Source organism: Actinoplanes sp. NPDC004185 (assembly GCF_053603475.1).
In genome coordinates, this window is record NZ_JBSGFR010000027.1 from 51310 (window position 1) to 64111 (window position 12802).

The 12802-nt window shown below is 70.9% G+C and carries 12 protein-coding genes; 10 read left to right on the forward strand and 2 right to left on the reverse strand.

Features of this window, described 5'->3' with window-relative positions; translation table 11 throughout:
- Window positions 1-59 precede the first annotated feature (59 nt).
- From ACWEOZ_RS26355 to ACWEOZ_RS26370, 4 genes are read left to right on the forward strand one after another with little or no spacing between them, the layout of a single operon-like run.
- Window positions 60-2042, forward strand: a complete 1983-nt coding sequence (locus ACWEOZ_RS26355; protein ID WP_451913344.1) for a beta-galactosidase — start codon at window positions 60-62, stop codon at window positions 2040-2042.
- The gene (locus tag ACWEOZ_RS26360; RefSeq protein ID WP_451913345.1) at window positions 2039-2968 is read left to right on the forward strand and encodes a carbohydrate ABC transporter permease; all 930 of its coding nucleotides are present in this window, start codon (window positions 2039-2041) and stop codon (window positions 2966-2968) included. Before ACWEOZ_RS26355 ends, ACWEOZ_RS26360 begins: the two co-directional genes overlap by 4 nt.
- A complete protein-coding gene (locus ACWEOZ_RS26365) occupies window positions 2965-3825 on the forward strand; it encodes a carbohydrate ABC transporter permease (RefSeq protein WP_451913346.1) in 861 nt (286 codons plus the stop codon). The genes ACWEOZ_RS26360 and ACWEOZ_RS26365 overlap by 4 nt, the downstream gene beginning before the upstream one ends.
- A 35-nt stretch (window positions 3826-3860) precedes the next feature.
- Window positions 3861-5192: an ABC transporter substrate-binding protein gene (locus ACWEOZ_RS26370; protein WP_451913347.1), complete on the forward strand. Its 1332-nt coding sequence runs from the start codon at window positions 3861-3863 to the stop codon at window positions 5190-5192.
- A gap of 62 nt (window positions 5193-5254) precedes the next feature.
- Here ACWEOZ_RS26370 and ACWEOZ_RS26375 read toward each other — a convergent pair whose 3' ends face one another.
- On the reverse strand, window positions 5255-6841 hold the full coding sequence (locus tag ACWEOZ_RS26375) for a methyl-accepting chemotaxis protein (RefSeq protein WP_451913348.1): 1587 nt from the start codon (window positions 6839-6841) through the stop codon (window positions 5255-5257).
- Window positions 6842-6870: 29 nt separating this feature from the next.
- Window positions 6871-7944: a multiple monosaccharide ABC transporter substrate-binding protein gene (gene chvE, locus ACWEOZ_RS26380; protein WP_451913349.1), complete on the reverse strand. Its 1074-nt coding sequence runs from the start codon at window positions 7942-7944 to the stop codon at window positions 6871-6873.
- A gap of 137 nt (window positions 7945-8081) precedes the next feature.
- Here chvE and ACWEOZ_RS26385 point away from each other — a divergent pair, with 137 nt between their 5' ends.
- From ACWEOZ_RS26385 to ACWEOZ_RS26410, 6 genes are all read left to right on the forward strand, one after another.
- Complete coding sequence (locus ACWEOZ_RS26385) at window positions 8082-8477, forward strand: YbaB/EbfC family nucleoid-associated protein (protein ID WP_451913350.1); 396 nt, start codon at window positions 8082-8084, stop codon at window positions 8475-8477.
- Complete coding sequence (locus tag ACWEOZ_RS26390) at window positions 8474-8794, forward strand: type VII secretion target (protein WP_451913351.1); 321 nt, start codon at window positions 8474-8476, stop codon at window positions 8792-8794. Before ACWEOZ_RS26385 ends, ACWEOZ_RS26390 begins: the two co-directional genes overlap by 4 nt.
- Window positions 8791-9492 (forward strand): WXG100 family type VII secretion target, encoded by a 702-nt coding sequence (locus ACWEOZ_RS26395; RefSeq protein ID WP_451913352.1) that lies wholly within the window; start codon window positions 8791-8793, stop codon window positions 9490-9492. The genes ACWEOZ_RS26390 and ACWEOZ_RS26395 overlap by 4 nt, the downstream gene beginning before the upstream one ends.
- Window positions 9493-9502: 10 nt before the next feature.
- Window positions 9503-10054, forward strand: a complete 552-nt coding sequence (locus ACWEOZ_RS26400; RefSeq protein WP_451913353.1) for a hypothetical protein — start codon at window positions 9503-9505, stop codon at window positions 10052-10054.
- On the forward strand, window positions 10044-10772 hold the full coding sequence (locus ACWEOZ_RS26405) for a hypothetical protein (RefSeq protein ID WP_451913354.1): 729 nt from the start codon (window positions 10044-10046) through the stop codon (window positions 10770-10772). Before ACWEOZ_RS26400 ends, ACWEOZ_RS26405 begins: the two co-directional genes overlap by 11 nt.
- Window positions 10773-11067: 295 nt before the next feature.
- Window positions 11068-12777: a VWA domain-containing protein gene (locus ACWEOZ_RS26410; RefSeq protein WP_451913355.1), complete on the forward strand. Its 1710-nt coding sequence runs from the start codon at window positions 11068-11070 to the stop codon at window positions 12775-12777.
- Window positions 12778-12802 lie beyond the last annotated feature (25 nt).

Genomic DNA, 12802 nt, shown 5'->3' on the forward strand with positions numbered 1-12802 from the left:
TCCTGTTTCCGCGGCGCAATGTGTGCACGTGCACACACATGGCATGGGAAGGGGATCCGATGGCGGGCATCAGCCTCGGTTGTGACTACAACTTCGAGCAATGGGCGCCGGAGGTGTGGGCCGAGGACGTCGCGTTGATGCGGACGGCGGGTATCGACCTGGTGGCCGTCAACATCTTCGGCTGGGCGAGCATCGAGCCCCGGCCCGGCGAGTACGACTTCAGCACCCTCGACACCGTCATCGCCCTGCTGCACGACAACGGGATCCGCGTCAACCTCGGCACCGGTACCTCGTCCCCGCCGCCCTGGCTCACCACCCGGCACCCGGAGATCCTGCCCGTGGCCGCCGACGGCACCACCCGGTATCCCGGCGGCCGGCAGGCCTGGTGCCCCAGCTCGCCGGTGTTCCGCGAGCACGCCCTGGCCCTGGTCGAGCAGGTCGCCCGCCGGTACGGCGACCACCCGGCGATCGCCCTCTGGCACGTCTCCAACGAGCTGGGCTGCCACAACGCGCTCTGCTACGACGAGGCCAGCGCCGAGGCGTTCCGGGCCTGGCTGGTCCGCCGCTACGGCAGCATCGACGCGCTCAACCAGGCCTGGGGCACCTCGTTCTGGAGCCAGCGCTACACCGGCTTCGCCGAGGTCCAGCCGCCGCGGCTCGCGCTCTCGCTGCGGAACCCGGGTCAGCTCGTGGACTTCCAGCGGTTCAGCTCCGACGCGCTGCTGGACCACTACCGGGCCGAGGCGGCCGTGCTGCGCCGGCACAGCAGCGCGCCGGTCACCACCAACTTCATGGTCACCGCGCACATCCGCGCGCTGGACTACTGGAGCTGGGCGCCGGAGATGGACGTCGTCGCCAACGACCACTACCTCGACGATCGACTCGGCGACCCCGACGCGGAGCTGTCCTTCGCGGCCGACCTGACCCGGGGACTGGCCGGTGGACGGCCCTGGATGCTCATGGAGCAGTCCACCGGCGCGGTCAACTGGCAGCCGTACAACCTGGCCAAGGTGCCCGGGCAGATGCTGCGCAACTCGCTGACCCACGTCGCCCGCGGCGCCGACTCCGTCTGCTTCTTCCAGTGGCGCGCTTCGGCCCAGGGCGCGGAGAAGTTCCACTCGGCGCTGGTGCCGCACGCCGGCACCGACACCGCCGGCTGGCGCGAGGTGCTCGAGCTGTCCGCGACGCTGGACGCGCTCGCCGAGGTGGCCGGCACGACGGTGCGGGCCGAGGTGGCGATCCTGTTCAGCTGGGAGTCGTGGTGGGCCACCGACACCGAGGCCCGCCCGTCGCAGGACGTGCGGTACCTCGACCAGGTGCACGCGGCCTACCGAGCGGTGCGCCGGCTCGGCGTGACCGCCGACGTGGTCGCTCCCGGTACGGACCTCAGCCCGTACCGCCTGGTCATCGTGGCCTGCCTGCACATGGTCTCGGACGGCGACGCGGAAGCGATCAACACGTACGTGGCCGGCGGTGGGCACGCGGTGGTGACGTTCTACAGCGGCATCGTCGACCTGGCCGACCGGGTCCGGCTCGGCGGCTACCCGGGCGCGTTCCGGGAGATGCTCGGCGTCGTCTCCGAGGAGTTCTTCCCGCTCCGGCCCGGCCACCAGGTCACGCTGGCCGGGGGAGCGACCGCCACGCTCTGGACCGAGCACCTGCGGGCCACCACCGCCGAGATCGTCGACAGCTACGCCGACGGGCCGCTGCCGGGCGTCCCGGCGGTCACCCGCAACAGCTACGGCCAGGGCACTTCCTGGTACGTGGCCACCGCGCTGGACGACGACGGCCTGCGGGATCTCCTGCGCGCCGCCGTCCGTGCGGCCGGGGTCCGGGCCACCGGTCCGGAGAGCGACGGCTCCGTCGAAGTGGTCCGCCGCACCGGCGGCGACCGCAGTTACGTCTTCGTCATCAACCACGGCCGGCAGGACATCGAGCACACCGTCACCGGACGCGACCTGCTGACCGGGGAGGCCGTACCCGGATTGCTCAAGGTCGGTGCCGGTGCCGTCCGTGTCGTCAGAGAGGAACCGGTCGGATGACCGTGACCGAAAGCCGGGTCGCCGGGGCTGCTGCGCCCGCGGCCGGGCTCCCGCGCCCGCGCCGCTCGCGGCACACCCGGGCAGTGCTGTTCTTCGTGGTGCCCTTCGGGGTGCTGTTCGTCCTCTTCTACCTGGTGCCCATCGGGTACGCGATCGTGCAGTCGCTCTACAAGCTGGAGCGCACCGGCACCTTCGGCCCGGCCCGCGAGGTCTTCGGCGGCCTGGCCCAGTACCAGCGGGTCTTCTCCGACGGCCCGTTCTGGGCGTCGGTCGGCCGGGTGCTGTTGTTCGGCGTCGTCCAGGTGCCGGTGATGCTGGGCCTGGCGTTGCTGCTGGCCCTGCTGCTCGATTCCGGCCTGGTCAAGGGCCGGCGGTTCTTCCGGCTGGCGTTCTTCGTGCCGTACGCGGTGCCCGGGGTGGTCGCCGCGATCATGTGGGGCTACCTGTACTCGCCCAACCTGTCGCCGTTCACCGCGCTCACGGCCAACGTCGACTTCCTCAGCGCCGACCTCGTGCTGTGGGCCATGGCCAACGTCGTGACCTGGGTCTACGTCGGCTACAACATGCTGATCATCTACTCGTCGCTGCTGGCGATCCCCACCGAGATCTACGAGGCGGCCCGCATCGACGGGGCGGGGCAGTTCCGGACCGCCTGGTCGGTGAAGATCCCCCTGGTCATGCCGGCGATCGTGCTGACCACGGTCTTCTCCATCATCGGCACCCTGCAGCTGATCGCCGAGCCGCAGGTGTTCCGCAGCTTCAGCTCGGCGGTGTCGAGCACCTACACGCCCAACCTGACCGTCTACTCCACCTCGTCCATCCCGAACTTCAACCTGGCGGCGGCGTTCTCCGTGGTGCTGGCCCTGGCCACGTTCGCCCTGTCCTTCACCTTCCTCAAGGCCACCCAGCGCCGGAGCGAGCGGTGAGCGCCCCCGGTCTGAAGGTGCGCGAGAGCCTGCTCTCCCGGACTGCGGCGATGATCGTCATGGGGGTCTGCACCGTCTACTTCCTGGTGCCGATCTGGTGGCTGCTCGTGGGCTCGTCCAAGAGCCGGGCGCAGATCACCGGGACCAACCCGCTCTGGTTCGCCGACTTCAACCTGGGCGCCAACATCCGCGAACTGCTGGCCTACCGCGACGGGGTGTTCCTGCGCTGGATGGTCAACAGCCTGCTCTACACCGGCGGTGCCGCGTTGCTGGGCACCCTGCTCGCCGCGATGTGCGGCTACGCCATCGCCAAGTACCGCTTTCCCGGCCGCGAGACGCTGTTCAACGTCGTTCTGGGTGGCGTGCTGGTGCCGGCCAGCGCCCTGGCCCTGCCGCTGTTCCTGATCTTCAGCAAGGTCGAGGCGACCAACACCTTCTGGTCGGTGTTCCTGCCCAGCGTGGTCAATCCGTTCGGGGTCTACCTGGCCCGGATCTACGCCACCGCCAGTGTGCCGGAGGAACTGCTCGAGGCCGCCCGGCTCGACGGCTCCGGTGAGGTGCGCAGCTTCTTCACCGTGTCGGTCCGGCTGATGTTCCCGGCGCTGGTGACGATCTTCCTCTTCCAGTTCGTGGCGGTCTGGAACAACTTCCTGCTGCCGCTGGTGATGCTCAGCGACGAACGGCTCTTCCCGGTGACGCTCGGTCTCTACTCCTGGAACAGCCAGGTGAGCACCATCCCGGAACTGCGCGGCCTGGTGATCGTCGGCGCGCTGCTCTCGATCACGCCCCTGGTGGTCGCCTTCCTCTTCCTCCAACGCTACTGGCGCAGCGGTATCGGCGCCGGAGCAGTCAAGTGATCCGCCTCAATCCCGTCCATCACAAAGGAAATGCTATGCGCGCATCCCTCCGGTCGGCCGGCGTGCTGCTGACCTCCGCCTTGCTGCTGGCCGCCTGCTCCTCCGGCGGCGGCGACGACTCCGGCACGGACACCGCCGCGGCGTCGTGCAAGCCGTCGTCGGGCCCGGTCACCCTCACCTACACCTCGTGGATCCCGAACCTCGAGGAGGTCGTCAAGGTGTGGAACGCCAAGAACCCCGACATCCAGGTGAAGGTGCAGACCGGCCCGAACGGCAACGGCGGCACCTACCAGAACTTCTTCAACCAGCTCAAGGCCGGCAACGCCCCCGACCTCGGGCACATCGAGTACGACGCGCTGCCCAGCTTCCGGGTCCAGGACGGCCTGGCCGACCTCGGCGGCTGTGACATCGTGGCCCGGGCCAAGGACCAGTTCGTGGACTGGACCTGGAACCAGGTGACCTTCGGCGAGCAGGGCAAGGTGTTCGGCATCCCGCAGGACTCCGGCCCGATGGCGATGTTCTACCGCGCCGACCTGTTCGACAAGGCCGGCATCGCGCCGCCGACCACGTGGGACGAGTACGCCGCGGCCGCCGAGAAGGTCAAGGCCGCCGGCGGCTACATCACCAACTTCTCGCAGAGCGACATCAACCAGTTCGCCGGGCTCGCCTGGCAGGCCGGCGGCCGCTGGTTCGCCAACGACGGCAACCAGTGGACGGTCTCGCTGGACGACCCGAACACCAAGAAGGTCGCCGACTACTGGCAGGGTCTGATCGACAAGAAGCTGGTCTCGGCGGTGCCGCCGTGGACCCCCGAGTGGGACAACGCCTACAACACCGACAAGGCCTGGACCTGGGTCTCCGCGGTCTGGGGCGCCAACTCCATCGCCACCGGCGCGCCGAAGACGGCGGGCAAGTGGAAGGTCGCCCCGATGCCGCAGTGGGCCGCCGGGGACAAGAAGGCCGGCAACTGGGGCGGCTCGTCCACCGCGGTCTTCAAGGGCTCCAAGCACCCGTACGAGGCGGCGCAGTTCGCGTTGTGGCTGAACACCTCCGAGGAGGCGCTGACCCTGCTCAACGAGAAGGCGCAGCTGTACCCGGCCACCAAGGCGGGCGCCTCGCTGCCGGCGTTGAAGAAGGGCGTCACGTTCTACGGCGACCAGCCGATCTACGACGTCTTCGCCGAGGCCTCCGGCCAGGTCACCCCGGACTTCACCTGGGGGCCGACGATGACCGCCACCTACGCCAACGCCTCCGACGGGTTCAAGGCCGCCGTCTCCGGCAAGGGCACCCTGAACGACGCGCTCACCGCCGCCCAGGCGTCCACGATCCAGACCCTCAAGTCGCAGGCGATCCCCGTCAAGGAGTGACCGGGCGATCAGCCGTCCGTCGGCCGCGGGCTGGACGCCCGCGGCCGGCCGCCTGCTTCCCGTCAGTACTTGAAGTGGCTGACCAGGGACTGCAGGTGGTGGGCCATGCCGCTGAGCTCGACGACCGCCTGCCGGGACTGCCCGATGCCCTCGGTGCTGACCTGGGTGGCGTCGGCCAGCCCGGTGATGTTCGCGGCGATGTCACCCGCCCCCGCGGCCGCGGCCGCGACACTGCGGCTCATCTCCTCGGTGGTCGCGGTCTGCTCCTCGACCGCGCTGGCGATCGTGGCCTGGTAGTCGTTGATCTCCGCGATGACCGAGCTGATCTCGCCGATCGCGGTCACCGCGCCGGTGGTGTCCGTCTGAATGGCCTGGACCCGGCGGGAGATGTCCTCGGTCGCCCGGGCGGTCTCCTGGGCGAGGTCCTTGACCTCGGAGGCGACCACGGCGAAGCCCTTGCCCATCTCACCGGCCCGGGCGGCCTCGATGGTGGCGTTCAGCGCGAGCAGGTTGGTCTGCTCGGCGATCGCGGTGATGACCTTGATGACGTTGCCGATCTCGGCCGAGGACTCGCCGAGCTTGCCGACCTGGGCGGTGGTGGCCTCGGCGACGGAGACGGCCTTGCCGGCCACCGCGGCCGCGGCCGTGGCGTTCTGCGCGATCTCGCGGATCGACTGGCCCATCTCCTGGGTGCCCTTGGCCACGCTCGACACGTTCTCGGAGACACCGGCCGCGGCCCGGGACACCGTGTGCGCCTGGCCGGCCGACAGCTCGGCCGAGTCGGCGATGGTGGTCGAGGTGGCGGACATCTCCTCGGCGGCCGCGGCGACCGAGTCGGCCGAACCGGCGACCGACGAGACCACCCGGCGCATGTTGGCCTGGGCCTGGTCCAGGGCCTGGGCCATCTGCCCGACCTCGTCCTTGCCGGTGACGTCCGCGCCGACGGTGAGGTCACCGTCGGCCATCGCCCGCAGCGCGGTCCGGACCCGCTGCAACGGCTGGGTGATCGACCGCACCACCACGTACGCGAGCAGGCAGACGACGAGGGCGGCCAGCGCCACGGCGATCCACAGGATGCGCTCGGCCCGTTCCCGGCTCGCGGCGGCGGACCGCTGCGAACGGTCGACGGTGTCGAGGAACAGCGCGCGCTCGTTGGCCAGCACGGCGCTGATCAGGTAGTTGTCCACGCCGATCTGCTCCCAGGACAGCCGGGCGGCGCCCTGGTCGACCCCGGCGCCGGCCACGAAGCGGGTCAGCGTGGCGGTGTAGTCGGCGGCGACCGTCTTGATGCGTTCCACGGCGGCGGCCAGCCCACCCGGCAGCGACACCGCCTCCAGCTTGGCCACGAGCGCGTTGGTGGCGTCGACCTGCTCCTTGAGCAGCGCGGCCTGGGCCTTGGCGTCCGCGCGGATGACCGACTGCAGGCCGTTGACCTTGAGCTCGCTGGCCGCCCGGTCGAGTTGCAGCACCAGGGCGCTGGCCGTGGTCAGCGTCTCCAGCCGGTCGGCGGTCCGCTCGGCGTTGCGGTTGTTGACCACCGTCACCGCGAGGCAGCCGGCCAGGGCCACCAGGCTCGCGGCGACCAGCACGGTGAGCTTGACCCGTACGGAAAGATCCAGGAACCACCGGGTGGCGGGGACGCTGGTCATCGACGACTCTCCTCGCGGGTGTTGCGGCATCAGGCGGTGACCTCGGCGGCGGTGTAGTAGCCGCTGTCGACCAGGACGCGCCGGTAGTTGGACTTGTCGACATTCACCGGCTGCAGCAGGAAGGTGGGAATGACCTTGACCCCGTTGTTGTACTGCTCGGTGTCGTTGACCTCGGGGCGCCCGCCGGTCAGCAGCGAGTTGGTCATCTGCACCGTCACCTTGGCCAGCTCCCGGGTGTCCTTGTAGACGGTCTCGGTCTGCTTGCCGGCGGCGATCAGCTTCACGGAGTCGAGCTCGGCGTCCTGCCCGGTGATGACGGGCACCTTCTTCGCGCCGCCGTAGCCCGCGGCCCCGAGCGCGTCGAGAATGCCCCGGCTGAGCCCGTCGTACGGCGAGAGCACGGCATCGACCCGCGCGGACCGGTAGTGCGCGGCGAGCAGCCGGGCCATCCGCTGCTTGGCGACCGCACCGTCCCAGCGCAGGGTGGCGACCTTGGCGAACGCGGTCTCGCCGCTGCGCACCACCAGCCGGCCCGAGTCGATCTGCGGCCGCAGCACACTCATGGCACCGTTGAAGAAGAACGTGGCGTTGTTGTCGTCCGCGGAGCCGGCGAACAGCTCGACGTTGAACGGCCCCTTGCCCTTGAGCCCGTCCAGGATCGCGGTGCCCTGCAGCACCCCGACCTTGAAGTTGTCGAAGGTCGCGTAGTAGCTGAGGTCGGCGCTGTCCCGGATCAGCCGGTCGTAGGCGATCACCGGGATCTTCGCGGCCGCGGCCCGCCCCAGCACACCCTTGAGTGCGGTGCCGTCGATGGCGCCGATGACCAGTGCCTTGGCGCCGCCCGCGACCATCGCCTCCAGCTGGGCGACCTGGGCCTTGACGTCGTCGTCGGCGTACTGCACATCGGGCCGGTAGCCGAGCAGCGTGAACTGGCGGGCGAGGTTGTCCCCGTCGGCGATCCACCGCTCACTCTTCTTGGTCGGCATGGCGATACCGACACTGCCCCGGTCCGGCGCGGCGGCGACGTCCTCGCCGTCGTCCCCAGCGCACCCGGAAACCGCCAGCATCAGCAGCACGGCGACGAACGCCCGTCTCCCCAGCATCAACCGGCCCTCTCGGTACGACGAATCTCCGCCCGACGCGAAACACGAGAAGCCTATGCCCGGCAATGCACCGATAAGTGGCGTTTTCCGAATACGCCGACGTGGCACCCATCGACACGGGTCGACACGTGGGGGCCTTGAACACCGAAGCGGGGGACAACGATCCCCTTCTGGAACCAGGGGCGGCGCTGGACCGGCTGGCGGCCCGGAAGGACCGGATCGACCGGCTGGCCACCGGCACCAGGGCGATGAGCGTGCAGCTCGACCGGCTCCGGGTCAGCGCCACCGACGACACCGGAACGGTCGAGGTGACCGTCGACGCCCAGGGCGCCCTGGTGGACTTGCGCCTGAGCCGGGGGATCCAGAAGCTGGAGCCGGAACGGGTCGCCGAAGCGATCATGACCACGATCCGCGAGGCCGAGGGCCGGATCGCCGGCCGGGCCCAGGAGACAGTCGCGGAAACCATCGGCACGGAATCGCCGGCCGCCCGGGCGATCGCCGCCCAGATCGGCGAACGGCTGAGCACGCCGTGACGGACGAGCTCACCGTCGACGCGGCCCAGCTCCGCCGGCACATCGCCCACCTCGAAGCGGTGCGCGCCCGGCTCGACGCGGTCAGGTCGGCCGGCGTCGCCATCGCCCAGGACGGCGCGGCCTACGGTCTGCTCTGCGCCTGGCTGCCGCCTGTGCTGCACGGGCGCCACCAGCGGCAGGACGGCCTGGTCGCGTACGTGGCGGAGAACCTCGCACTGGCCGCCGACGCGCTCGCCGCGATCGCTGCGGCCTACGAGGACACCGACGCGGGCGCCGCCGAGACGGTCCGCAAGGCCGGCGAACGGCCGGGACGATGAGCGACCATTCACTGGTCGCGGACGTGTCCTCGACCCGTCAGCCGTGGACCGGGATGTCGCTGGCGGACAACTTCGAAGGCCTGGTCGCCGCGATCCGCAGCGAGGGCTGGGTCGACGACCTGCTCGCCGGCGCGGCGTTCGGGACCGAGGTGGTGGCCACCGCGATCGACCCGTTCGGCGCGCTGCTCGCCAACGGCCTGGGCTGGGCGATGGAATACTTCGAGCCGCTGCGGCACCTGCTCGACCAGCTCGCCGGCATGCCCGAGGTGGTCGCCGCGCACGCCGCCACCTGGGACAACATCGCGGCCGAGCTGAGCGACACGGCGGCGGAGCTGAGCTCGTACCTCGAAGCCGACCTGCCCGACTGGAACGGCCGGGCCGCCACCGCGTACGCGGGCATGATGAGCCACAACGTGGCCGCCGCCGGCGGCCTGAGCTCGGTGGCCGCCGCGATGGCGGCGGCGACCGCGGCAGCGGGCAACCTGGTCCGCTTCACCCGCGACATCGTCCGCGACCTGATCGCCGACCTGGTGGCCCGGGTCATCGTGTGGGCGGCCGAAGCGATCTTCGTGGTGACCGTCCCGGTGATCGCCGCCCAGATCACCGCCGCGGTGGTCAAATGGGCCGGCCGCATCCTGAGCTACACGACGGCGCTGGTGACCAGCCTGACCAACCTGACCCGCCTGGTGCAGGGGTAGGCGGCGGGGCGTGGCGCGCGGCGGAAGGGGTGGGGACGGCGGTGACGGTCCGCCGCCCGGTGGTCGGCCGGGGCGTCCGCATGGGGGCGGAAGCGAGAGCATCGCCGCAGCCCAGGAGACGGTCTCGGCGGAGGCGCGGCTGGGCCGCCCGAGCGGCGGCGCCGGTGGCACCCGAACCGGCGATGATCCGGCCACGCCGGCATCGGCAAGCTCGGACACGCGGGCCGCGCAGTCCTTCGTCGACAACATCACCGGGGATCCGAGATCGGTGTCCGGGCGCTCCGCGCAGGACATCGCCGACCAGTTCAACACCGCCGGATACCCCGCGACCGTCGAGCAGAGCCACAAGAAGGGCACGTCCGGCCACGCCGTGCACGTACGCATCCAGGATCATCCCGAGATCACCAACATCCAGGTGCACCCGGGCGGCGGCCGGCACACGCCCGAAGGCTCGCCATACTGGAAGATCTCGACGAGTACGGCCGGCAAGACGTGGGTCATCCCCAGCGACTTCCGGGGCGCTGACGAGCTGGGCGGGAACGTGATTCGCTATGACGAATGACCTGATCAAGGTCGACCGGGTGCGCTCGGCGGCCGAGGCGGCGGCTCTCGAAGCGCTCGGTGCGGACCTTGTCGGCGTGTCCCTGACCGCGGATCCCCGGTTCTACGACGACCGCACGGTGACCGTCGAACAGGCCGCCGCCATCGGCCGCGCGTTGCAACGGGCCACCCTCGTCACGGCGATGGAGCTCGGCAAAGACCCCGACCGCGTCCTGCGCACCGTCGCCGAGACCCGCGCCGGCATGGTGCAGCCGATCATTGGAGCGATCCCCCCGCCCGAGGTCCGCGGCGCGCTGGCCGACGCCGGTGTCGGCATCGTGTACGGCGGCATCGAGATCGCCCACGACGACGACCCCGGCTGGGTCTTCAGTGCCTACGCCGGCGAGCCGGACCTCAACGCGGTCCTGTTCCACGCGGACGTGGTGCCTGAGTACCGCGACTCGTGGATGTTCCTGCGCGACCGGGCCCCGGAGTACGAGGAGGAGTTCCAGATCGCCGACCTCGACGAGCTGGGCCGCGAGCGACCGGTCGTCGTCGGGCTGGACTTCACCCCGGCCAACGTGCGGGAGATCGTCGCCGCGCTTCCCTCGGTGCGGGGGATCGCCTTGACCCTGGCCGAGCAGGGCCGGCGGAGCGACGCCCGGTTCCACCGCTATCACGACGCCATACGCGTCCTCAGCGCCTACCGGCCAGCTTCCGGTCCTCGGCTCACGGAATGAGTGCCGCGGATCAGGGACTGCGGCTGGTCCGTCAGGCCGCTGGCGGCCGGGTCCGAGAGCAGCAGCGCCCCGATCGTACTGATCGTGGCCGCTCGTCCCGTTGCTGCCTCGAACGCCCTCCCAAAAGCCACAATTGCCACCCGCCCCGCGTTTTCCGGACCGGCTTGACCCCTTAAACGGATTGTCTCGGCCATATCCGTGCCATCCAGGCCTAGCGGCAGAAGGTGTTCTTGTCGATGATGGCTACGTGACAGGCCGCCATCGACGACGTTTGCGACTCCGCGCGGGTACAGCCGTGCTCACCATCCTGGCTGTGGTGGCGGTGGTGGCCGGCGCGCGGATCGCCGTGGGCCAGTTCGGCGGCGGGGAGTGCAGCGGTCAGGTGCGGTTGTCCGTGTCCGCCGCGCCGGAGATCGCCGTCGCTGTGCAGCAGTCCGCGGCGAGCTGGGTCGCCGGCAAGGCTGACGTCGAGGGGACCTGTGTGGTCGTCGACGTCCGTGCCGCCGATCCGGCCGACGTCGCCGCCGTGCTCGGCGCCCAGCAGAAGGTCTCGCTCACCGGCGCCGGGGCGCCGCGGGCCGGGGTCACCCCGCCGGACGTCTGGATCGCCGACTCGCGCACGTGGTTGCAGCGGCTGCGCGCGGCCGCGCCGCGGTTCGCCTTCACCGAGGAGGGCTCGCTCGCGATGAGCCCGGTCGTCATGGCGATGCCGGAGCCGGTCGCCCAGGGCCTCGGCTGGCCGGACAAGAAGCTCAGCTACGCCGACCTGGTGGCGCAGATCACGACCAGCACCAACTTCCGGGCCGGCACGGTCGACCCGGCCCGTGACGCCGCCGCGCTGTCCGGCCTGCTCGTGCTGAGCAGCACCGCGACGACGCTGGACCAGCGCCGGCCGGGCACCTCCAACGGCCTGCTCCGCGCGCTGGCGACCGACACCTCGGTGCTGCGCGACGACCTGATGGCCCAGCTGCCCCAGGGCGACGACGAAGGATCGCTGGCCGGCGGGCTGGGGCTGGCCGCCATGTCCGAGAGTGACGTCGTCACGTACAACGCCGGTAAGCCGCCGGTGAGCCTGGCCGCGCTGTATCTCGATCCGGCCGCGGCGCCGCTGGACTATCCGTTCACGGTCCTGCCGGAGCTGGACCGGTCCCAGGCCGAGGCCGCGCACCAGCTCTACGAGACCTTGAGCAAGAGTTCCGGCTTCCGCGACGGGCTCGCCGCCGCCGGTCTGCGCCTGCCCGACGGCGGCACCCCGGGCGGTTTCGTCAGCCCCGACGGCGCGCCCAAGCGGATCGGCCCCTCCCCGGCGGCCGGCAGCGGCGAGGCGGCGGCGTCGACCACGGACGGTGCGGCCATCGACCGGGCGCTGGCCGGCTGGTCGGCCGTGGTGGCGCCGGCCCGGATCCTGGCCATCGTGGACGCCTCGGACAGCATGCGTACCCCGGTGCCCACCGCCCGCAACGCCAGCCGGATGCAGGTGACCCTGGCGGCCGCCCGCAGCGGCCTGGGCCTGTTCAGCGACGACTGGCAGGTCGGGCTCTGGTTGTTCGCCGCCGGGGTGGGTGCCGGCAACCACCGTGAGCTGGAGCCGATCGGGCCGCTGACCGACAACCGCGACGACGTCGCCGCGGCGCTCGGTGGCATCAAGCCCGCCGGCGGCGACGCCGGGCTCTACCGCACGATCCTCGACGGCTACCGCGAGGTGCAGAAGGGCTGGCAGGCGGGCCGGGTCAACTCGGTGCTGGTGATGACCGACGGCGCCGACGCGGGGCAGAAGGCCGGCGACATCAAGCTGGAGCAGCTGCTCACCCAGCTGGACGAGGCGAAGAGCACGGACAAGCCGGTCCAGGTCATCGTGGTCGGGGTCGGCGACGCGGTGGACGAGGCGCCGCTGGAGCGGATCACCCAGGTGACCGGCGGCGGGGTCTTCGTGGCCGAGGACCCGGCCCAGATCGGCGCGGTCTTCCTCCAGGCGCTCTCCCTGCGCACCGCCTCCACCCGCTGAGCCGACGACCCGCCGGGTCGACATT